This window comes from Arthrobacter sp. TJ-254 (assembly GCF_058269175.1).
Genome location: NZ_JBZCNF010000003.1, coordinates 481,103 through 503,387 on the forward strand (window position 1 = coordinate 481,103; position 22,285 = coordinate 503,387).

The 22,285-nt window shown below is 66.7% G+C and carries 20 protein-coding genes; 13 read left to right on the forward strand and 7 right to left on the reverse strand.

The annotated features are described in order from the left end of the window. Positions 1-180 precede the first annotated feature (180 nt). From AC4D14_RS10870 to sdhC, 4 genes are all read right to left on the reverse strand, one after another. The gene (locus tag AC4D14_RS10870; protein WP_490902196.1) at positions 181-966 is read right to left on the reverse strand and encodes a succinate dehydrogenase iron-sulfur subunit; all 786 of its coding nucleotides are present in this window, start codon (positions 964-966) and stop codon (positions 181-183) included. After that, entirely contained in the window at positions 966-2,744 is a 1,779-nt protein-coding gene (gene sdhA / locus AC4D14_RS10875) for a succinate dehydrogenase flavoprotein subunit (RefSeq protein ID WP_490902198.1), read from the reverse strand. Before sdhA ends, AC4D14_RS10870 begins: the two co-directional genes overlap by 1 nt. Positions 2,745-2,806: 62 nt before the next feature. Then, positions 2,807-3,274, reverse strand: coding sequence for a succinate dehydrogenase hydrophobic membrane anchor subunit (locus AC4D14_RS10880; RefSeq protein WP_490902200.1), 468 nt, complete (start codon positions 3,272-3,274; stop codon positions 2,807-2,809). A 3-nt stretch (positions 3,275-3,277) separates the two neighbouring features. After that, positions 3,278-3,658 (reverse strand): succinate dehydrogenase, cytochrome b556 subunit, encoded by a 381-nt coding sequence (sdhC, locus tag AC4D14_RS10885; protein WP_490902201.1) that lies wholly within the window; start codon positions 3,656-3,658, stop codon positions 3,278-3,280. Between the two features lie 236 nt (positions 3,659-3,894). Here sdhC and AC4D14_RS10890 point away from each other — a divergent pair, with 236 nt between their 5' ends. The 12 genes from AC4D14_RS10890 to AC4D14_RS10945 all read left to right on the forward strand — a co-directional run bounded on the left by AC4D14_RS10890 (position 3,895) and on the right by AC4D14_RS10945 (position 18,295). Next, a complete protein-coding gene (locus AC4D14_RS10890) occupies positions 3,895-5,034 on the forward strand; it encodes a mannose-1-phosphate guanylyltransferase (protein ID WP_490902203.1) in 1,140 nt (379 codons plus the stop codon). Positions 5,035-5,133: 99 nt separating this feature from the next. After that, a complete protein-coding gene (locus AC4D14_RS10895; RefSeq protein WP_490902205.1) occupies positions 5,134-6,339 on the forward strand; it encodes an amidohydrolase in 1,206 nt (401 codons plus the stop codon). Between the two features lie 268 nt (positions 6,340-6,607). Further along, positions 6,608-7,714: a BMP family lipoprotein gene (locus tag AC4D14_RS10900; protein ID WP_490902206.1), complete on the forward strand. Its 1,107-nt coding sequence runs from the start codon at positions 6,608-6,610 to the stop codon at positions 7,712-7,714. A gap of 139 nt (positions 7,715-7,853) precedes the next feature. After that, a complete protein-coding gene (locus tag AC4D14_RS10905) occupies positions 7,854-9,398 on the forward strand; it encodes an ABC transporter ATP-binding protein (protein WP_490902208.1) in 1,545 nt (514 codons plus the stop codon). Next, positions 9,395-10,792, forward strand: a complete 1,398-nt coding sequence (locus AC4D14_RS10910; RefSeq protein WP_490902210.1) for an ABC transporter permease — start codon at positions 9,395-9,397, stop codon at positions 10,790-10,792. Before AC4D14_RS10905 ends, AC4D14_RS10910 begins: the two co-directional genes overlap by 4 nt. Continuing rightward, a complete protein-coding gene (locus AC4D14_RS10915) occupies positions 10,789-12,078 on the forward strand; it encodes an ABC transporter permease (protein WP_490902212.1) in 1,290 nt (429 codons plus the stop codon). The genes AC4D14_RS10910 and AC4D14_RS10915 overlap by 4 nt, the downstream gene beginning before the upstream one ends. A gap of 78 nt (positions 12,079-12,156) precedes the next feature. Next, positions 12,157-12,555, forward strand: coding sequence for a cytidine deaminase (locus AC4D14_RS10920; RefSeq protein ID WP_490902214.1), 399 nt, complete (start codon positions 12,157-12,159; stop codon positions 12,553-12,555). Between the two features lie 45 nt (positions 12,556-12,600). Then, complete coding sequence (locus AC4D14_RS10925) at positions 12,601-13,887, forward strand: thymidine phosphorylase (protein WP_490902216.1); 1,287 nt, start codon at positions 12,601-12,603, stop codon at positions 13,885-13,887. 191 nt (positions 13,888-14,078) lie between these two features. Then, positions 14,079-14,756: a DedA family protein gene (locus AC4D14_RS10930; RefSeq protein ID WP_490902217.1), complete on the forward strand. Its 678-nt coding sequence runs from the start codon at positions 14,079-14,081 to the stop codon at positions 14,754-14,756. Between the two features lie 39 nt (positions 14,757-14,795). Further along, positions 14,796-15,926, forward strand: a complete 1,131-nt coding sequence (locus AC4D14_RS10935; RefSeq protein ID WP_490902218.1) for an adenosine deaminase — start codon at positions 14,796-14,798, stop codon at positions 15,924-15,926. A 12-nt stretch (positions 15,927-15,938) separates the two neighbouring features. Beyond that, positions 15,939-16,739, forward strand: a complete 801-nt coding sequence (locus AC4D14_RS10940; protein WP_490902219.1) for a MazG nucleotide pyrophosphohydrolase domain-containing protein — start codon at positions 15,939-15,941, stop codon at positions 16,737-16,739. 293 nt (positions 16,740-17,032) lie between these two features. After that, on the forward strand, positions 17,033-18,295 hold the full coding sequence (locus tag AC4D14_RS10945; protein WP_490902220.1) for a glycoside hydrolase family 26 protein: 1,263 nt from the start codon (positions 17,033-17,035) through the stop codon (positions 18,293-18,295). Between the two features lie 200 nt (positions 18,296-18,495). Here the strand turns inward: AC4D14_RS10945 and AC4D14_RS10950 are convergent, their stop codons facing one another. The 3 genes from AC4D14_RS10950 to AC4D14_RS10960 form a co-directional block, all read right to left on the reverse strand. Beyond that, on the reverse strand, positions 18,496-18,777 hold the full coding sequence (locus tag AC4D14_RS10950) for a putative antibiotic biosynthesis monooxygenase (protein WP_490902222.1): 282 nt from the start codon (positions 18,775-18,777) through the stop codon (positions 18,496-18,498). A 269-nt stretch (positions 18,778-19,046) separates the two neighbouring features. Then, positions 19,047-19,433: a helix-turn-helix transcriptional regulator gene (locus AC4D14_RS10955; RefSeq protein ID WP_490902224.1), complete on the reverse strand. Its 387-nt coding sequence runs from the start codon at positions 19,431-19,433 to the stop codon at positions 19,047-19,049. A 175-nt stretch (positions 19,434-19,608) separates the two neighbouring features. Beyond that, entirely contained in the window at positions 19,609-20,652 is a 1,044-nt protein-coding gene (locus tag AC4D14_RS10960; RefSeq protein WP_490902225.1) for a TerC family protein, read from the reverse strand. Between the two features lie 348 nt (positions 20,653-21,000). Here AC4D14_RS10960 and eno point away from each other — a divergent pair, with 348 nt between their 5' ends. Then, entirely contained in the window at positions 21,001-22,281 is a 1,281-nt protein-coding gene (gene eno, locus AC4D14_RS10965; RefSeq protein WP_490902227.1) for a phosphopyruvate hydratase, read from the forward strand. The last annotated feature ends 4 nt before the right edge of the window (positions 22,282-22,285 follow it).

Here is a 22,285-nt window from a genome sequence, read left to right on the forward strand (position 1 = left end):
CAGGGCGCCGCCGGGTGCCAGCGGCACCGCCGCCGGACACGGGGGCCGTACCGGCGGCGAGGAAGGCAGGGGAAGGCGCTGGGACAAGGAAAGGCAGCCCGCTTCCGGCGGACTGCCTTTCCTTCGTGCGTTTCGGCCGCGGGGCGTGCCTCGGGCCGAGGGCCGGTTTCCTGAGGAAACCTAGATCTTGCGGGTGAGGATCGCCTGCTTGACCTCTGCGATTGCCTTCGTCACCTGGATTCCGCGGGGGCAGGCTTCCGAGCAGTTGAAGGTGGTGCGGCAGCGCCACACGCCTTCCTTGTCGTTGAGGATCTCAAGGCGCATGTCGCCGGCGTCGTCGCGCGAGTCGAAGATGAAGCGGTGCGCGTTGACGATCGCGGCCGGGCCGAAGTACTGGCCGTCGGTCCAGAACACGGGGCAGGACGAGGTGCACGCGGCGCACAGGATGCACTTGGTGGTGTCGTCGTAGCGCTCCCTGTCCTCGGCGGACTGCAGGCGCTCACGGGTGGGCTCGTGGCCCTTGGTGATGAGGAACGGCATGATCTCGCGGTAGGACTGGAAGAACGGCTCCATGTCCACGATGAGGTCCTTCTCCACCGGAAGGCCCTTGATCGGCTCGACGAGGATCGGCTTGGAGGTGTCGAGGTCCTTGAGCAGGGTCTTGCAGGCAAGCCGGTTGCGGCCGTTGATGCGCATCGCGTCGGAACCGCAGACGCCGTGCGCGCAGGAGCGGCGGAACGAAACGGATCCGTCGTGCTCCCACTTGACCTTGTGCAGGGCATCGAGGACGCGGTCGGTGCCGTACATGGTCAGCTGCCATTCGTCCCAGTGCGCCTCGTCGGAGACCTCGGGGTTGTAGCGGCGCACCTTGAGCGTGATATCGAAGGAGGGAATCTCCCCGCCCCCCACACCGGCGGGCAGCTCGACCTTGGAGGCCGGCTCTTTTTCAATGGTTGGGGTGCTCATCAGTACTTACGCTCCATCGGCTGGTAACGGGTGAAGATGACCGGCTTGGTCTCAAGCCGGACGCCGCTGGTCTCGACGGCGGAGGGATCCTTGTAGGCCATCGAGTGGGTCATGAAGTTGGCGTCGTCGCGGTTGGGGTAGTCCTCCCGGAAGTGGCCTCCGCGGGACTCCTTGCGGTGCAGCGCGGCGGCCGCCATGACCTTGGCCATGTCGAGCAGGAAGCCAAGCTCCACGGCTTCCAGGAGGTCGAGGTTGAAACGCTTGCCCTTGTCCTGCACGGAGATGCGCTTGTAGCGCTCCTCCAGACCATCGATGACCCGCAGCGCCTCGAGGAGGGTCTCCTCGGTGCGGAACACCTGGACGTTGGCATCCATGATGTCCTGCAGTTCCTTGCGGATCTGCGAGACCCGCTCGCCGCCCTCGGAACTGCGCGCGGTGTCGAGCAGCGCCTCCGTGTCGGCAAGGGGGTTGTCGGGAATTTCGACGAAGTCGGCGGTGAGGGCATACTCGGCCGCGTAGATGCCGGCGCGCTTGCCGAACACGTTGATGTCGAGCAGCGAGTTGGTGCCGAGCCGGTTCGAGCCGTGAACGGAGACGCAGGCCACCTCGCCGGCGGCGTAAAGCCCGGGCACCACCGTGTCGTTGTCCTGCAGGACCTCGGCCTTGATGTTTGTGGGGATCCCGCCCATCGCGTAATGCGCGGTCGGGAACACCGGAACGGGCTCGGTGTAGGGCTCGACGCCGAGGTAGGTCCGGGCGAACTCGGTGATGTCCGGGAGCTTGGCGTCGATGTGCGCGGGCTCGAGGTGGGTCAGGTCGAGCAGGACGTAGTCCTTGTTCGGCCCCGAACCCCGGCCTTCACGGACCTCGTTCGCCATCGAGCGGGCCACGATGTCACGGGGGGCGAGATCCTTGATGGTCGGGGCGTAGCGCTCCATGAAGCGTTCGCCCTCGGAGTTGCGCAGGATCGCGCCCTCGCCGCGGGCGGCCTCGGAGAGGAGGATCCCGAGGCCGGCAAGGCCCGTCGGGTGGAACTGGAAGAACTCCATGTCCTCGAGGGGGATGCCGCGGCGGAAGGCGATGCCCATCCCGTCACCGGTCAGGGTGTGGGCGTTGGAGGTGGTCTTGTAGACCTTGCCCACGCCGCCGGTTGCGAAGATGACCGACTTCGCCTGGAAGACGTGGAGCTCCCCGGAGGCCAGGTCGTAGGAGACGACGCCGGCGACGCGCTTCTGCAGGCGCGTCACGCCGTCGACCGTCTCTTCCTGGTCCACCATGAGCAGGTCGAGCACGTAGTACTCGTTGTAGAACTCGACGTTGTGCTTGACGCAGTTTTGGTAGAGCGTCTGCAGGATCATGTGCCCGGTGCGGTCGGCCGCGTAGCAGGACCGGCGGACCGGGGCCTTGCCGTGGTCGCGGGTGTGGCCGCCGAAGCGGCGCTGGTCGATGCGGCCCTCGGGGGTGCGGTTGAACGGCAGGCCCATCTTCTCAAGGTCGAGGACGGCGTCGATTGCTTCCTTGGCCATGACCTCGGCTGCGTCCTGGTCGACGAGGTAGTCGCCGCCCTTGACGGTGTCGAAGGTGTGCCATTCCCAGTTGTCTTCCTCGACATTGGCCAGGGCCGCGCACATTCCGCCCTGCGCGGCGCCCGTGTGGGACCGCGTGGGGTAGAGCTTCGTCAGTACAGCCGTACGTGCGCGCTGCCCGGATTCGATGGCCGCGCGCATTCCGGCGCCGCCGGCGCCGACGATGACGACGTCGTACTTGTGGACCTGCATGCTTGTCGCTCTTTCTGTTGAACTAATGAAGAGTGCGCCCAGGGGTGCACTGGAAGCCGGGCCTAGGGGGCGGGGCAGTACGGTGCGGAGTGCGGAACGCCGTCGATAACGGGGCAGGGATCGAAGGTGAAGATCACCAGGGTGCCGAGGATCACGATGACGAGGCCCGCCGAGTAGAGCACGCCCTTGAGCCACATGCGGGTGGAGTTCTTATCGGCGTAGTCGTTGATGATGACCCGCACCCCGTTGGTGCCGTGCAGCATTGCCAGCCACAGCATCGTCAGGTCCCAGAACTGCCAGAGCGGGCTTGCCCACTTGCCTGCGACAAAACCGAAGGAGACCTGCTTGATGCCGTCGCCGGCCACAAGGCTCGTCCAGAGGTGAACGAAGATCAGGACGACCAGGACCACCCCGGAGAAGCGCATGAAGAGCCACGAGATCATCTCGAAGTTGCCGCGCGAGGTCTTGTTCCGGGTGTACCCGGGCGCTACCCGGCCGGAGCGGGGGGTGTCGATTGTGGGAACAGCCATGGCTTAGTGACCTCCGAAGACGACGGAAAGATGACGGATCGCGAAGGCGATCATTGTGACCGCCCACAGCCCGATTACGACCCAGAGCATCTGGCGGTGGTACTGGGGGCCCTTTTTCCAGAAGTCGACGGCGATGATGCGCAGGCCGTTGAACGCGTGGAGCACGATCGCCCCGACAAGGCCGAGCTCGCCGAGGCCGACCAGCGGGTTCTTGTAGGACTCGATGACGGCGTCATAGGCCTCGGGGGATACCCGGACCAGCGACGTGTCCAAAACATGGACGAGGAGATAGAAGAAAATCACTACCCCGGTGATGCGATGCGCTACCCACGACCACTGGCCTTCCCGGCCGCGGTAAAGGGTGCCTGCTGGTGTCTTCGGCATTGAATCCTCCCTGCATCGCATGGGCGTTAGCGTGAGTTCCGCGCAAGAATGACGCCCGTGCGAGAGCACTGTAAGTCAACAATAATCTAGGCTCCTGAAAGGATGGATTCAATTTAGGCTTCCCTATACTGTGAGCTTGTTTACATTGACAAGACCCGATCAGCACCGGGTGTCTTAAGTCCGGTCTTGCTGCGGCGGGCGTCTTCACTTGGGGAGTGTGGACTAACGTGGAAGAGATGAGCGATCAAAGGGCGGCTGCCCAGACCCAGAAGAGCGTCCTTGACCGTTTCCACGGCGTAATCCCGGCCGGTGGAGTGGGAACGCGCCTCTGGCCGCTGTCCCGCGCCGCAGCCCCGAAGTTCCTTCACGACCTCACCGGTTCGGGGAGCACCCTGATCCGTGCGACATACGACCGGCTGGGCCCGCTGTGTGCGGGCCGCACCATGGTCGTCACCGGCGTCGTCCACCGCCGCGCCGTCCTGGCGCAGCTGCCCGAGCTCGAGGACATGAACCTCGTGCTCGAGAGCGAGCCGAAGGACTCGGCAGCCGCGATCGGGCTCGCGGCGGCGATCCTCTACAAGCGCGACCCCGACATCATCATGGGGTCATTCGCCGCGGACCAGGTCATCACCCCCGTCGAAACCTTCCAGGCCGCAGTGCGGGAGGCCATCTATACGGCAGCGGAGGGGTACATCGTCACGATCGGGATCGAGCCCACCCACCCGTCAACCGGGTTCGGGTACATCCGCGCCGGCAACGCGCTGCACATCCCCGAAGCCCCGAGCGCTCACGCCGTCATCGAATTCGTTGAAAAGCCTTCGCAGGAGGTGGCCCTGGGCTACCTCGAGACCGGGAAGTACTCCTGGAACGCCGGCATGTTCGTCGCCCCGGTGGCGCTGATGCTGAAGCACCTCGAAGCGAACGAACCCGAACTCCACGCCGGGCTGACCGAGATCGCCGAGGCCTGGGACACCCCGAGCCGGGTCGAGGTCGCCCGCCGCGTGTGGCCGTCCCTGCCAAAGATCGCCATCGACTATGCAGTCGCCGAGCCGGCCGCGGCGGCCGGCGACGTCGCGATGATCCCCGGGCGGTTCAGCTGGGACGACGTCGGTGACTTCGCCGCTATCGGCCGGCTCAACCCCGCCACCGAGAACAATGACCTGAAGGTCATGGGCGAGGGGGCGCGGGTCTTCTCCGAGAACGCCTCGGGCATCGTCGTTTCGGACACCAAGAGGGTGATAGCGCTGATCGGCATCAACGACGTCGTCATCGTCGACACCCCCGATGCCCTGCTTGTGACAACGAAGGAACACGCCCAGGAAGTGAAGAAGGCAGTGGAGCACCTCCGCGCCAGCGGCGACACCGACGTCCTCTAGGGACCCCTCGGGCAGCCTCCCGGCCCCGGCGGCGGCACATGACGCTGTAACCAGCAGACCGGTTACGGTTCCGGGGGCAGGGGTCGCTAGGCTTGGAGCGTGGAAACCAAACGCCCCGAAGCAACCGCCGTCCCGCACATCGGCGTGTGGGTGGCACCCCTGCTGGGCGAGCTTGCCGAGTTCCGGCGCGACATTCACGCCCACCCCGAGCTTTCCTACGAGGAATACCGCACCACCGACCGCATCGTCGAACGCCTCGAGCAGGCGGGCCTGCAGCCCAAACGGCTCGAAAACACCGGCGTCTACGTCGATATCGGCGAGGGGCCGCTGCGGGTTGGACTGCGGGCGGACATCGACGCGCTGCCGATCGCCGAGGAAACCTCGCTGCCGTTCAGTTCGGTGAACCCGGGCATCGCCCATGCCTGCGGCCACGACATCCACACAACGGTCATGGTCGGCGTCGCGCTCGTGCTCAAGTCGATCGACTCCCAGACCCCGTTGAAGGGCTCGGTGCGCGTGATTTTCCAGCCCGCCGAGGAAATGATGCCAGGCGGTGCCCTCGACGTCATCGCCCAGGGGGTCCTGGCCGAGGTTCCGCGCATCCTTGCCCTCCACTGCGACCCCAGGATCGACGTCGGGCAGGTGGGCACCCGCATCGGGGCCATCACCTCGGCCTCCGACACCCTCCGGGTCGAGCTCACCGGGCGCGGCGGGCACACCTCCCGCCCGCACCTCACCGAGGACCTCGTCTTCGCCCTCGCTTCGATCGCCGTGAACGTCCCGGCGGTGCTGTCACGGCGCATCGACGTCCGCAGCGCGGTTTCCGTTGTGTGGGGTCAGGTCCACGCGGGCTCGGCGCCCAACGCCATCCCCGGCCACGGTTTCCTCTCCGGCACCCTGCGGTGCCTCGACGGTGAGGCCTGGGAAACGGCGGGGGACCTGCTCGACGAGGCGGTCCGGCAGGCCGCGGCGCCCTTCGGCGTCGACGTGGAGATCGAGCACATCCGCGGGGTGCCCCCGGTGATCAACTCCGAAGCCGAAACGGGCCTGCTCGAGGCGGCGGCGCGGGCAGAGCTCGGCCCCGACGCCGTCGTGCTGACGCCGCAGTCGATGGGCGGGGAGGACTTCGCGTGGATGACCCAGGAGGTGCCCGGGGCCATGATGCGCCTTGGCACCCGGTCCGCGAGCGGCGAGACGTACGACCTGCACCGCGGCGACTACAGCCCGGACGAGAGGGCGATCGCGTGCGGAGTGCGCGTGATGGCCGCCGCGGCAATGCGCGCGGTTCTCGGCCTGCGCCACTGACCTCCGCCCCCCGTGTCGGGGCGGGCAATTCCGGCCCTGCTATATAGTTCTTGTGTAACAAAACCCGAACAATGTCGGCGTGCCGAACGACGATGGTAGTGTCGCGCGTCACCCGCCCACTAGAGTGATCCCGTAAAGTGCTGCACCGAAGGTGTCGCCAGCGCCGCGCTTCGATCAGTGAAAACAGAGCTTCGAGTTCCTCTTTGACTCGTGACGGACACTCACTGGCCTTCCGCACGCGGGGCTAATTTTCTTTTCTGGAGGAATTTTGAAGAACTCACTGCGCACAACTCGGCGCGGCGCGGGACTTTCCGCTGCCGTCCTCGGCGTGTCTGCTCTTATTCTCAGTGGCTGCGGCGCGCCCCCCGCCGAAGAAGGCGGGGCAAACGCATCCGGCGAGCCCGTCGACTACCTGGGCTGCATCGTTTCCGACTCTGGCGGATTCGACGACCGTTCCTTCAACCAGTCGAGCTACGAAGGGCTGAAGAAGGCCGAATCCGAGCTCGGCATCAAGATCAACCAGGCCGAGTCCCAGGCCGAGACCGACTTCGGTCCGAACGTCGACACCATGGTCCAGGGCGGCTGCGACATGACCGTCACCGTCGGTTTCCTCCTGGCCGACACCACGAAGGAAGCGGCCGAGGCCAACCCCGACTCGCACTTCGCGATCGTCGACGACAACTCGATCGAAGCCGAGAACGTCAAGCCGATCATCTACGACACGGCTCAGGCGGCATTCCTTGCCGGTTACGCCGCGGCTGCCACCTCGGAGACCGGAAAGGTCGCCACCTACGGCGGAATCAACATTCCCACAGTGACCATCTTCATGGACGGCTTCGCCGAGGGCGTTGAGTACTTCAACGAGCAGAAGGGCGAGAAGGTCGAACTGCTTGGCTGGGACAAGGAAGCCCAGAACGGCACCTTCATCGGCAACTTCAACGACCAGGGCGCCGGCAAGACCAACACCAAGAACTTCATCAACGAAGGCGCCGACGTCATCATGCCCGTCGCGGGCCCCGTTGGCCTCGGCACCCTCGATGCGGTAATCGAGGCGAACAAGGCCGGCAAGAAGACAACGGTCGTCTGGGTCGACTCCGACGGCTACGAGACCGCCGGCAAGGGCGAGGAGTTCATCCTCACCTCGGTCATGAAGCTCATGGGCGACGCCGTCAACGAGGTCATCGCCAGCGACGTCGAAGGCAACTTCGACAACACCCCCTACGTCGGCACCCTGGAGAACGGGGGCGTTGCCCTTGCACCGTTCCACGACCAGGAAGCAAACGTTCCCGCCGAGCTGCAGACCGAGCTCGACGAGATTAAGGAACAAATCATCGCGGGCGAGATTACTGTGGACTCAGCAGCGAGCCCGAAGTAACCCCAAGAGATCAAGCGAACCGCTTTCCTCCTACGGTTCACCCGGGAGGAAAGCGGTTCGTTTTTGTGAACCGGCCCGGCGGATCCGACGCCGGCCTTCCTCACTCGAATTCCCGAGCACAGAACAGGTTGGATGAGTTGTGAAACTCGAACTCAAAGGAATCACCAAGCGGTTTGGTTCCCTGATCGCCAACGACCACATCGACCTTGTGGTCGAGCCGGGACAGGTTCACAGCCTTCTCGGCGAGAACGGCGCCGGCAAGTCGACGCTGATGAACGTCCTGTACGGCCTCTACTCACCAACCGAGGGCACGATCCTCGTCGATGACAAGCCAGTCACCTTCACCGGACCCGGTGACGCAATGGCTGCAGGCATCGGGATGGTCCACCAGCACTTCATGCTGGTTCCGGTCTTCACCGTCGCAGAGAACGTCGCACTGGGCAACGAGACCGTCAAGGCCGGCGGAATGCTCAACCTCGCCCAGACCCGCACCAGGATCCAGCAGATCTCCGACCAGTACGGGTTCGATGTCGATCCCGACGCCGTCGTCGAAGACCTCCCGGTCGGGGTCCAGCAGCGTGTCGAAATCATCAAGGCCCTCGTCCGCGACGCCGAGGTGCTCATCCTCGACGAACCGACTGCCGTGCTCACTCCCAAGGAGACCGACGAGCTGCTCGGCATCATGGGACAGCTGAAGGCCGACGGCAAGTCGATCGTCTTCATCTCCCACAAGCTCCGCGAGGTCAAGGCAGTGTCGGACGTCATCACCGTCATCCGGCGGGGCAAGGTCGTTGGGACGGCCGACCCCGACGCCTCAACCACCGAACTTGCCTCCCTCATGGTCGGCCGCTCGGTGAACCTCACCCTCCAGAAGGCCCCGGTGCGGCGTGGCGAAACCACTTTCAAGGTCCGCGACCTCACCGTTCGGGCAGCAAACGGCCAGCGCGTTGTCGACAATGTGAGCTTCGAGATCGCCGAGGGGGAGATCCTCGCCGTCGCCGGTGTCCAGGGGAACGGCCAGACGGAACTCACCGAGGCCATCATGGGGCTCCAGGACCATGTCACCGGCTCAGTAACCCTCGGCGGATCCGAACTGGTGGGCCGCAGCGTCAAGGAGGTCATCAAAGCCGGAGTCGGGTTCGTGCCCGAGGACCGCAGCGTTGAAGGGCTCGTCGGTACGTTTTCCGTCGCCGAGAACTTGATCCTGAACCGTTACGACCAGGCGCCCTTCGCGCGGGGGCTGAACATGGACTCCGCGCTGATCGCGAAGAACGCCGACGAGAAGATCGCCGAGTACGACGTCCGCACCCAGTCCGCTTCGGCCGCCGCAGGCACCCTGTCGGGCGGCAACCAGCAGAAGGTCGTCATGGCCCGCGAATTCTCGCGGCCCCTCAAGCTCTTCATCGCCTCCCAGCCCACCCGCGGCGTCGATGTCGGCTCGATCGAATTCCTTCACAAGCGCATCGTCGCGGAGCGGGACGGCGGCACCCCCGTCATGATTGTTTCAACAGAACTCGACGAAGTGCTCGAACTCGCAGACCGGATCGCCGTGCTGTACCGGGGCCGGCTGATGGGCATCGTGCCCGGCAACGCCTCCCGCGACGTCCTCGGCCTGATGATGGCCGGGATGCCCGCCGACGAGGCACTCAGCCAGGCCAATGAATTCCAAGGAGGGGACAAGTGAGTCCGCAGGAGAACCCGCCGGAGACCTCCGGCACCACCGGGGGCAGGCCCGAATCCCGCCGCGCGGCGCGCGAAGCCGGCAGGCAGGAGGAGCTCCGGCTCGAAGCGGCGGCAGAGACCGGCGACGGTCAGGTTCCCCCTCCCGCTGTTCCCGTGAGCGCGTCGAACCTTGCCGCGGCGAGTCCGGGCACTGAACAGCCGGTGCTTCAGCGCATCATGACCGGCAACGCGCTTGTCGCCGTCCTCGCCGTTGTCCTGTCGCTGATCCTGGGCGGGCTGCTGATCGCCATCACGAACGAGGAAGTCGCAAGTTCGGCCTCCTACTTCTTCTCGCGCCCGCTCGATACGATCGCCGCCGCCTGGTCGGCAGCGTCATCGGCCTACATCGCGTTGTTCGAAGGCTCGGTGTTCAACGCCAGCGGGACGACCTTCACGCGCATGATCTACCCCCTGACCCAGACCCTCACCGTCGCAACGCCGCTAATCTGCGCGGGACTCGGAGTGGCGCTTGCGTTCCGCGCCGGACTGTTCAACATCGGCGCGCAGGGCCAGATCCTCATCGGTGCGACCTTCGCGGCGTGGGTCGGCTTCACCCTCCACCTGCCCGTTGGAATCCACCTGCTGCTCGTGATCTTCGCCGGGATGCTCGGCGGGGCGCTGTGGGCAGGACTTGTGGGCGTGCTCAAGGCACGCACGGGTGCACACGAGGTGATCCTCACCATCATGCTCAACTACATCGCGGTGAACCTCGTGCTTTACCTGCTGAGCACGCCGGCGTTCCAGCGCCCGGGATCCACCAACCCCATCAGCCCGCAGCTCGACCCGACGGCGCTCTACCCGCCGCTGCTGGGAACGGGGTTCCGGCTCCACTGGGGCTTCGTGCTCGCCGTGCTGGCCACGGTCTTCGTGTGGTGGCTGCTGAACCGCTCCACCATCGGGTTCGAACTGCGCGCCGTCGGCGCCAACCCCAGCGCCGCCAAGACGGCGGGCGTGAGCGTCGGCAAGGGCTACATCGTGGCCATGGCCATCGCCGGTGCCCTCGCCGGACTTGCCGGGGTCGCCCAGGTCTCGGGCACCGAAAAGGTGCTCACTTCGGGAGTTGCCGCGAGCTTCGGCTTCGACGCCATCACTGTGGCGCTCCTTGGCCGCTCGTCGCCGTGGGGGACGTTCGCAGCCGGCCTGCTGTTCGGCGCCTTCCGCGCCGGCGGTGTCACAATGCAGGCCTCCACCGGCACGAGCATCGACATTGTGCTGGTGGTCCAGTCCCTCATCGTCCTGTTCATTGCCGCACCGCCGCTGGTGCGCTCGCTCTTCCGCCTGCCGGTGCCCGGCGCCATCCAGGCCGGCAAGGGCAGCAGGAACCGCACCGCCGCAGCCACCGGAGGCCAAGCATGAGTACCGCCACCACAGCAGCACCCGAGCGCCACGACAGCGGGCCCGGAACGGTCCGCAGCTGGAAGACGCCGATCCTCCTGAGCATCGTGGCCCTCGCGGCGCTGCTGCTCTTCGCCCTCGGAGCCCCCGGCAACGACGTCACGTTCCGCCTCTCGGATCCCAACGACGCCATTGTCCTGCCCCAGCTTGTCCTCTCCGCACCGGTGATCGGCTGGCTCACCTCGCTGCTGCTGATCGCCGGCGCGGCCTTCGCCATCCTCAAGACCAGGCGAGGGGAGCCCCTGCCGGTCTGGCTGCTCGTCGTCTTCGCCCTGGTCTTCCTCATCGGGTTCCTGACCTGGGTGGTGGGCAGTGCGCGCACGCCGAACGTTGCCCTGTACGGGCTGCTGGCGGGTTCGGTCACCCTGGCCGTGCCGCTGATCTTCGGCTCGCTCTCCGGTGTTCTCAGCGAACGCTCCGGCGTGGTCAACATCGCCATCGAGGGTCAGCTGCTCTTCGGCGCATTCGCCGCCGCGGTTGCGGCGTCCCTTTCCGGAAGCGCAATCGTCGGGCTCTTCGCCGCGGCGGCGGCGGGTGTGATTGTCTCGCTCGCCCTGGCGGTCTTCAGCATCCGGTACATCGTGAACCAGGTCATCGTCGGGGTCGTCCTCAACGTGCTGGTTTCCGGGCTCACCGGGTTCCTTTTCTCCTCGGTGCTCAGCCGGGACGCCGAAACCTGGAACACGCCGCCGCAGCTTCCCGTCCTGAGCATCCCGGTGCTCTCCGACATCCCGATCCTCGGCCCCATCCTGTTCGAGCAGACAATTGTTGGCTACCTGATGTACGTTGCCGTTGCCGTCATCTACGTCGCGCTCTACCACTCGCGGTGGGGCCTGCGCACCCGCGCCGTCGGCGAACACCCCAAGGCCGCGGACACGCTCGGCGTCAACGTCAACCGGATGCGCTTCATCAACGTCCTCCTCGCCGGCGTCGTCGCCGGTGTCGGCGGCGCCTTCTTCACCCTCGTGTCGGTGTCGGGCTTCGGCCGGGACATGACCGCAGGCCAGGGCTACATCGCCCTCGCCGCGCTCATCTTCGGCCGGTGGAATCCGCTCGGTGCGTTCTTCGCCGCCCTGCTGTTCGGCTTCGCGACGAACCTCTCCAACGTGCTGAGCCTGCTCGGCACCCCGGTACCCGACCAGTTCCTCAGGATGCTGCCCTACGTCGTGACGATCTTCGCCGTCGCGGGGCTCGTCGGCAGGTCCCGGGCGCCAGGAGCCAGCGGCATCCCGTACATCAAGGGCTGAGCGCCGCGCCGCGAACGCCCAGCAACACCAGCGCCGTCCGGGCAGCCGCCCGGACGGCCCAACGAACGGGGAAAACCCATGATTGAACCGGCAGACGTCCCCTGGGACGAGTTGACGGCCGCCGCAACCACGGCCATGGAGAAGGCCTACGCGCCGTACTCCAACTTCCCGGTCGGGGCAGCAGCCCTGACCGAGGACGGCCGAATCGTTACCGGGTGCAACGTTGAGAACGCGTCCTACGGCCTCACCCTGTGCGCCGAATGCTCCCTGATCAGCAACCTCGCCATGACCGGCGGCGGGCGGCTCGTGGCCTTCAGCTGCGTTGACCGCGCCGGAAACACCCTCATGCCGTGCGGGCGCTGCCGCCAGCTGCTCTACGAATTCCGGGCTCCCGGGATGCTGCTGCTGACCGTCAGCGGCGTCCGCACCATGGACCAGGTGCTTCCCGACGCCTTCGGACCCGACAACCTTTCCTGACGCGGCACCCCGCCGCCACCCCCAGCTCCCAAAGGTAGAAAACTCATGACCGAAGCCTTCGACGCCGTCGATATCATCCGCACCAAACGGGACCGCGGAACGCTCAGCCCCGAACAGATCGACTGGACAATCGACGCCTACACGCGCGGTGCAATCGCCGACGAACAGATGGCGGCGCTGAACATGGCAATCCTGCTCAACGGGATGGACCGTGCCGAAATCTCCCGCTGGACCGCGGCGATGATCGCCTCCGGCGAGCGCTTGGACTTCTCCTCCCTGGGCCGGCCCACGAGCGACAAGCACTCAACGGGAGGCGTCGGCGACAAGATCACCCTTCCGCTGGCACCCCTCGTCGCGGTCTTCGGGGTCGCCGTGCCGCAGCTGTCCGGACGCGGCCTCGGCCACACCGGGGGCACCCTCGACAAGCTCGAATCGATCCCGGGCTGGAGGGCGTACCTGAGCAACGAGGAGATGATGAGCCAGCTGGCCGCCGTCGGGGCAGTGATCTGCGCCGCCGGAGCGGGCCTTGCCCCGGCCGACAAGAAGCTCTACGCGCTGCGCGACGTCACCGGAACGGTCGAGGCGATTCCGCTCATCGCCTCATCGATCATGAGCAAGAAGATCGCCGAGGGTACCGGCTCGCTGGTGCTCGACGTCAAGGTCGGCACCGGCGCCTTCATGAAGACCCGCGAGGACGCCCTCGAACTGGCACGGACGATGGTCGACCTGGGCACCGACGCCGGCGTGCGCACTGTGGCGCTGCTGACCAACATGAGCACCCCGCTCGGACTCACAGCCGGCAACGCCATTGAGGTCCAGGAATCCGTCGAGGTCCTCGCCGGAGGAGGGCCGGAGGACGTTGTCGAACTCACGGTGCGCCTCGCCGAGGAGATGCTTGCGGCGGCGGGCGTCTCCGACGCCGACCCCGCAGCGGCCCTGAAGGACGGCCGGGCGATGGACGTCTGGAACCGGATGATTGAGGCACAGGGCGGCGATCCGCGGGCCGCGCTTCCGGTGGCCCGGGAATCGGAGACCATCTACGCCCCGGCCGACGGCGTGCTCGTCGAGCTCGACGCCCTGTCCGTCGGCGTGGCGGCTTGGCGGCTCGGCGCGGGCCGGGCCCGCAAGGAGGATGTCGTGCAGGCGGGCGCCGGGGTGCGGATGCACGCCAAGCCCGGGGCGCTTGTCCGGGCAGGGGAGCCGCTCATGACCCTGCTGACCGACACCCCGGAGCGGTTCGAGCGGGCCCGCCAGGCCCTTGCCGACGCCGTCGTCATCGCCCCCGAGGGATCGCGCCCGGCCCAGGAGCTCATCCTCGACAGGGTCTCCTAGGCCCTGCCGCTCCGGCGGCCGGTCCGCTCGCTGTTCCGCCGGACCGGCCCGCAGGGGTTTTTGGCCGCTGTGGGGGACTTAATCGGGGCCCTCCCTGATGCGTTCCGGTCCGCCGGGGAGCAGAATCGGTCAATGCTCAGTCAAGTTGACCCCGCGCAACGGCGCGGATCCAGGGCGCCGGATGGCTCCCCGTGGACCTGATCCTCTCCCTGCTCACAGGGATCAATTCCTGGGTCATCGACGCCGCGGCGCAACCCTGGGTGTACCTCCTGGTGTTCGTCTGCTGCACCGTCGACGGGTTCTTCCCGCCCTTCCCCAGCGAGTCGGTGGTGGTCGGCCTTGCCTCCCTGATCCTCACCCAGGGCCATCCCAACCCGTGGCTGCTGATGCTTGCCGCCTCGCTTGGCGCCTTCCTCGGCGACAACACCGCCTATGCCATTGGCCGGGGCATCGGGCTGACCCGTTTCCGGTGGATGCGGCGGCCCCGCATGCGCCGCTCCTTCGCCTGGGCGTCGTACGAACTGGACAAGCGGGCGGCCTCGCTGCTCCTGGTAGGCCGTTTCCTGCCGATCGGCAGGGTGGCCGTGAACCTCGCCGCCGGAACCACCGGTTACCCCCGGCGTCGCTTCGTCGCCCTGTCCGGGCTTGCCGGGGCCGTGTGGGGCGCGTACTCCGTGGGGATCGGTGCGCTGGCCGGAGCCTGGTTCACCGGGAACCAGCTGCTGGGCGTGGCAGTGGCAATCGCGGTGGCCGTGGTAATCGGCGTCGCCGTCGACCGGGTGCTCAGCGCGGTCTCCGGCAAGGGAGGGGCCCGGGCGCTCCCCGCGGCGGCAGGCCCGGACCTTCCCGATATCGAGCAGGCCGCCTGAGGGTGCGGCCCGAACGGGCCCCGCTGTAGGGTTGAAAGCGTGACTGACACCTCAAGCAACCCTGCCCCGGGCACCTCCTTCGATATCCGCAGCCTCCCGAAGGTCTCCCTCCACGACCACCTCGACGGCGGCCTCCGGCCGGCAACGATCGTTGAGCTCGCCGGCGAGATCGGCCACGAGCTGCCCACCACCGACCCGGATGAGCTCGGGCGGTGGTTCCGCGACTCCGCCGACTCCGGCTCGCTGGTCCGCTACCTGGAGACGTTCAACCACACTGTCGCCGTCATGCAGACACGGCCTGCCCTCGTGCGGGTTGCCCGGGAGTTCGTCGAGGATCTTGCCGCCGACGGCGTTGTCTACGGCGAGGTCCGCTGGGCGCCCGAGCAGCACACGGCGCAGGGGCTCTCCCTCGACGAAGCGGTCGAAGCGGTCCAGGAAGGCCTCGAGGCCGGGGTTGAGGCATCACTCGCCGCGGGCAGGGTCATCCAGGTCGGCCAGCTCATCACCGCAATGCGCCACGCCGACCGCGGCCGGGAGATCGCCGAACTCGCCGTGCGCCACCGCGACAACGGCGCCGTCGGCTTCGACATTGCCGGAGCCGAGGACGGATTCCCGCCCTCACGGTTCGCCGACGCATTCACCTACCTCGCCGAACAGCAGTTCCCCGTCACCGTCCACGCCGGCGAAGCCGCGGGCCTTGAAAGCATCGTTGACGCACTCGTCACCGGGCGCGCGCTGCGGCTCGGGCACGGGGTCCGCATCGCCGAAGACATCGGGATCGAATTCGACGACGCCGGAGACGAGGTCGGCATGGCCAACCTTGGCCGCATCGCGGCGTGGGTCCGGGACCGCGGGATCGCCCTTGAGCTGTGCCCGTCGTCGAACCTGCAGACCGGTGCCATCGCGGCGTTCGGCGAGGGCATCGAAAACCACCCCATAGACCTGCTCTACCAGCTGGGCTTCAAGGTCACGGTCAACACCGACAACCGGCTGATGAGCGGCGTCACCCTGAGCGGGGAGATGGAGCTCCTTGTCGACACCTTCGGCTACGACCTCGGCGACCTGCTGGAGCTGACGCTCAACGCCGTCGACGCCGCGTTCCTCCCGCTTGAGGACCGGGAAGCGCTCGTCGAGTACGTGATGGTCGGCTTCGACAGCGCCGCCTCCTAGGCACCCCGGGGCATGGGCAGGACACCCGAGCCAGGGAGCGATGGTGCGGGGGCGGCGATTGAGCGGCTCGTGCTTGTCATCGCCCAGCTGCGCGAGCACTGCCCGTGGATGGGCGCCCTGACCCATGCCTCGCTCGTCGAGTACCTGATCGAGGAGTGCTACGAGCTCGTCGACGCAATCGAGGCTCTCGAGGCTGGCGGGGCGCACCCCGGGCCCGCCGCCGGCCCGGCATCCACGGACGAGCGCGGGAGTTCACCAGTGACGCCCCGCGCCGGGGGAACGGTGGGCGCCCGGGACGAGCTGCGTGGAGAGCTCGGCGACGTCCTGCTGCAGGTGGTCCTCCATGCCCAGCTCCAGCGCGAGCGCGGCGGCTTCGGCATGCTCGAAGTGATTGAGGGGCTCACGCGGAAGATGGAGCGGCGCAATCCCCACGTGTTCCGCCCCGACGGATCGCTCCAGGAGAGATTCCCGGCCACGGTCGAGGAGATCGTGGACACCTGGCAGGTGGTCAAGAAGCAGGAGAGCCCGTCCCGGGAACCCTTCGACGGCATTCCCCGGCACCTTCCGGCACTGGCCCTGGCCGCCAAGAGCCTCGGGAGGGCGGCTTCCCTGCGCCCGGCCGCGCCACCGCCGAGAACCGACGTTCCGGCCGCCCCGCCGCTGCCTGCGCCCGCCACCGAGGAACAGTTTGGGGAGCAGCTTTTCGCACTTGCCCGGGCCGGCGTGGAGCAGGGCCTTGACCCGGAACGGGCGCTGCGCGCTGCCGTCGCCCGCTTCCAGGCCGCGGCCGGCGGAGCCGCTGGTGGTTCCTAGCGGACAGGGGGCAGCCGGAGGTCGGCAGGCATGGAAGGCCCGTCGGCAGGCGGGTGCTTCAACCGCCGCGGCCGGGACCTGGGCGGGACAGCGGTGTGCCCGAATCCCAATCACCGCACCTGGTGCGGATGTTGCAGGTGTGCCTCCCGCGCATCAGTGAGCCGGCATGACACGATAGCCACGCCCCGCGCCGCGCTGTCGCTGTCGGCGTCCTCCGCCGTGAGTGGAATGCGCGACGGACGCAGCCGTGGCTTATGCGAGCCGCACCAGCCCTTAGGAAGGCGCACCACCCGATGTCCCACCGAGCACGGAACCGCCCCCCGCGCGCCGCAGGGTTCACGCTGCGGCCCACCCGCAGCACGCTGAAGGCCTTCGCCCTTCCCGTTGCGGCATGCGTGGCGGTCCTTGGGGTTGCTGCGGTGGATATCCGTTCCGAGCTTGCCGAACGGGACCGCCTGGAGAGGGCCGCTTCGGCCCACTGTGCGGTTGTCGACCGCGCCGCCCTGGTCCCGGAGACAGGGGCGCTGTTCGGGGTGAACCTCGATCTTGAGGAAAATCCCCTCGCCGACTACGCAGATGCCCTGGGCCACGCCCCGGCGGTCAGCGTCTCCTTCACGGATTTCCCCTACGACGAGCGGGGGAGGGCCACCCTTGAGCGCGCCGCGGAGCAGATCCGTGACAGCGGCCGGATGATGCTGTTGACCCTCGAGCCCGTCCAGGGCCTCGAGGCCGTGACCGACGATGCCATCGACTCCCTGGCCGAGGACCTTGCGGCGTTGAACGCGACGGGAGTTCCGGTCATCGTGCGCTTCGCCCACGAAATGAACGGGTCGTGGTACGCGTGGTCCCAGGAGCCCGCGGAATACGTAGCCAGCTTCCGGAAGATGGCCGGCGTCATTCACGCCAAGGCTCCGGGGTCGGCAATGATGTGGGCGCCGAACTACGGGGGCGGCTACCCCTTCGTTGAAGGGCAGTACAAGGCCGAGCCGGGAACCGCCGCCTTTGCCGCCCTCGATACCGACGACGACGGCGCCCTGACGAGGACCGACGACCCCTACGCCCCCTACTATCCCGGCGACGACGCGGTCGACTGGGTTGGCATGTCGATCTACCACTGGGGCTCGGAGTACCCGTGGGGGGAGAATGAACTGCCCGAGCCCGGCAAGTTCATCGAACAGCTCACCGGAACCTACTCCGGAGCCAACGGCGACCACAGTGCGGTGCCCGACTTCTACGCCGTCTACGGGCGCGACCACGCCAAACCCGTCGCCATCCCCGAAACCGCGGCCCTCTACGCTCCCGGCGGCAGCGGGGCCGGTGAACTGGACCTCAAGCGCGCCTGGTGGGAGCAGCTCTTCGCCCCCGAGATCCCCGAGGACTTCCCGCAGCTGAAAATGATCAACTGGTTCGAATGGAACAAGCACGAGTCCGAGGTTGACGGACCGGTGGACTGGACGGCGACGCGCACCGCGGGGGTGCACGGTGCCTTCACCGCAGCCCTTCCCAGCTGGCTGCGGTACGCCCCCGACACCGCCTGCACGCTCGTATCCCCGTGACGCCGGCCGGCTGACCGGCCCCGATCCCAAATCGGCCGGAACAGACCAGCCCGCTTTAGACCAGCCGGCTTCAGACCAGCCGAATACAGGTCAGCGGGTTCTGATCCTGTGTGGTCCACGCAGTGGCGAAGTGAAACGCCCAACCCTGCCTTCATAGGGCGCGGTCGGGATCCCTGCTTCCTGGGCGGTTGTCGCAGCGATCAGGCCCTCGAATGTTTCCGCATGAGGATCCGGGTGCGGAGGCGCTGAATGTGAGGCATGATGCCATAAATCACGATGGGAACCGCGACAGTGGCAAGGACGAAGGTGCGCAGAACAGGATTCAGCATTGCCAGCCAGGGCCCGAATACGAGGTTAAGGATGGTCAGTGTGGGGAAGACGGCCACCCAGATCATCAGCGCCAGCTGGTGTTTGCTCGGCGGCCCGGGGCGGTAGGGCGCGGTGGATGTTGACGCTGATGCTTCGGGAATGCTGGAGTTCATAGATTTCCTTGAGGTGTGGATTACGTTCACTTAGCGTTGCCGACCACATGTAAGAGGCTGGGACTGTGGTTTATTCCCTCCCGCTCAATGCGGGCGAGGGGCCAGCGTCAAGAGCCTACGTTCCCTCGGTCGCCGGGCCGAGAACCTGGAAGACGCTAGGTGGACGACCACGTGTGCAGCGTGGTGGATTCCTATCCTATTCCCGGTTGTCTTCTTCGCCCCGGTGTTCCGGTACGAAGAGGGCCGGTCCCTGATCCGCCCGTCACCAGTCAGCCGGTCTCCGCAGGCGGTTCGACGGACCGTGCGTCGAAGATCCGCAGCAGGGCACCAATCTCCTGGTGGGCCGTTGTGGGATGGCGGAAGTGCTGGTGTGCTTCGACCACGTAGTGCGTGCGGCGGCCCTCCTTGAGGCGTTGGAGGTATCCGGCGTCCTCCAGGTCCTTCAGGATGTGAAGGGTCGCCCTCGGGGTGATCCCTACCCGGCCGGCGATGTCCTGGACCAGCATGTGCGGCTCCGCGGCCACGGTCAGGAGCACGTGGCCGTGGTTCGTGAGGAACGTCCACGGCGGCCGCCGCGGAGGTGTGGGGGACGGGCCGGACGCTGCCGCTGCGCCGTCGCCGTCGGCGTCGCTGGCGACGGCTTCTGATGTTCTCATGGTGGGTCCTCCTGGCTCCGGTTTGCGGTAGGTAAGGCTGCGGTGGAGACTCCTGCGGTCGGGGCTGCTGCGGTAGGGATTCGGTGGGCCGGCGGCCTGGGACCGCGCGGTTCCCTGCAGGGAACCGCGCGGTCCCAGNTGCGTTCCCCTGAGGGGACCCCCGCGGTCCCAGGAGTCAGCGGTCTGCCCGCTCGGCCTCCTTCTCCTCCCTGCGGCGCCGGCCCCACAGGGGTTCAATGGCCGCGATCTCCTCGGGTTCGGCGTTGCGGAACGGCGGAGCGGGCGAGGCCGGGAGTTCGTGCCTTTCCTGGCCCCGGGTCGCAATGAGGCTCGCTGCAATGGAGACGCTGAGGATCACGGCAATGACGGCAAGCGAGATGGGCGTCGGGATGTAGTAGACGTCGATCTTAAGGGCCATTTTAATGCCGACCCAGATCAGGACGAGAGCCAGTCCGGCCTTGAGGTAGACGAAGCGGTGGATGAGGTCGGCGAGGAGGAAGTACATGGCGCGCAGTCCAAGGATGGCGAAGGCGTTGGCGGTGAAGACGAGGAACACTTCGTCGGTGACCGCGAAGATCGCCGGGATGGAGTCGACCGCGAAGATGATATCGGTGACTTCAACCATCACCAGGACCGCCAGCAGTGGCGTTGCAAGCAGCACCGAGTTGCGGCGGATCAGGAACCGCTGGCCGTGGAAGGCGTCCGTCATGGGGACATGGCGGCGGAACAGCCTGAGGGCCCGCGACTTTTCCGGATCGATGTGTTCATCGCGCTGGCGGAGCATCTTGTACCCGGTGTAGAGCAGGAACGCGGCGAAAAGGTAGAGCACCCAGCCTGCGCTGGCGATGATTGCCGCTCCGGCCGCGATGAAGATGGCACGGAACACGAGGGCGCCGAGGACTCCAAAGAACAGCACCCTGTGCTGGAACTCGCGGGGGACGGCGAAGAAGGTGAAGATGATCGCCCAGACAAAGACGTTGTCGACGGCGAGGGATTTCTCGATCAGGTAGCCCGCAAAGTACTGCTGCCCGAACTCGGCTCCCCAGAACCGCCAGATCACGGCGCCGAAGGCGACGCCGAAGAACACCCAGACAACTGACCATGCCGCCGCCTCACGCACCCCGATGACGTGGGCGCGGCGGTGGGCGAAGAGGTCGACGAGGAGCATCAGGAGGATAAAGCCGATCACGGCGGCCCACACCCATAGGGGAACAAACATGTAAACCTGCTTCCAGTCAGTAACAACCAACTGGAGGTCTCTCCCGGCCGCAGTGCCCGGCCTGTTCACCGGAAGGCGCCGGGGCCTTCGTACTGACGATGAACGGGATAAGGGGATACTCCCCTCCACGTAGAAACAAGTGAAGCACACTTCACCTAAACGGAAAAGACCCCGGATGCGCCGAGCGCCCGCCGCCCGCAGTCAAGGCCGAGTGTTGACGGCGGATTCGGCCCCGAACGCCTAGTTCACCCGGCGGTGAACTAGGCTAGAGGTGACACTGCCGTTGCTTTTGACACTGCCGTCCAACCCGGTGCGAATTTCTCCACTCCAACGAACAGGAGCATTTCCATGGCAATTATCGACGCCATCCACGCAAGGGAAATCCTTGACTCCCGCGGCAACCCCACCGTCGAGGTCGAAGTACTGCTCGACGACGACACGTTCGGCCGCGCCGCCGTTCCCTCCGGCGCTTCAACGGGAGCCTTCGAGGCAAACGAACGCCGCGACGGCGAAAAGAACCGCTACCTCGGCAAGGGCGTCCTGCAGGCCGTCGAGGCAGTCATCGAGCAGATCCAGCCCGCGCTCCTCGGCTTCGACGCCGCCGACCAGCGCGCCATCGACCAGGCGATGCTCGACCTCGACGGAACCGAGAACAAGTCGAGCCTCGGCGCCAACGCCATCCTCGGTGTCTCGCTGGCCATCGCCCGTGCCGCCGCAGAATCCTCCGCGCTGCCCCTCTACCGCTACCTCGGCGGCCCCAACGCACACGTGCTTCCCGTCCCGCTCATGAACATCCTGAACGGCGGCTCACACGCTGACTCCGACGTCGACATCCAGGAATTCATGATCGTTCCCCTCGGTGCCTCCTCCTTCTCCGAAGGCCTGCGCTGGGGTGTTGAGGTCTACCACGAACTGAAGGCCGTCCTCAAGGAAAAGGGCCTCGCCACGGGCCTTGGCGACGAAGGCGGCTTCGCGCCGAACCTTCCGTCGAACCGCGACGCACTCGACCTCATCACCACCGCGGTTGAGCGGGCCGGCTACACCGTCGGCACCGACATCGCGTTCGCCCTCGACGTCGCAGCCTCCGAGTTCTACAAGGACGGCGTCTACACCTTCGAGGGCAAGTCCCTGAGCACCGCCGAAATGAGCACCTACTTCGAGGAACTCGTGCGCGACTACCCGCTTGTCTCCATCGAGGATCCCCTCGACGAGGAGGACTGGGACGGCTGGAAGGCCCTCACCGCCGCCATCGGCGACAAGGTGCAGATCGTTGGTGACGACCTCTTCGTCACCAACCCCACCCGCCTTGAGCGCGGCATCAAGAACGACACGGCGAACTCGCTGCTGGTGAAGGTCAACCAGATTGGAACGCTCACCGAGACCCTCGACGCGATCTCCATGGCGCAGCGGGCCGGTTACACGACGATCACTTCGCACCGCTCCGGTGAAACCGAAGACACCACGATCGCCGACATCTGCGTTGCCACGAACGCGGGCCAGATCAAGACCGGCGCGCCGGCGCGCTCCGAGCGGGTTGCCAAATACAACCAGCTCCTGCGCATCGAAGAGGAGCTCGACGACGCGGCACGCTACGCCGGCCGCAGCGCCTTCCCGCGTTTCACTGCCTAGTTGA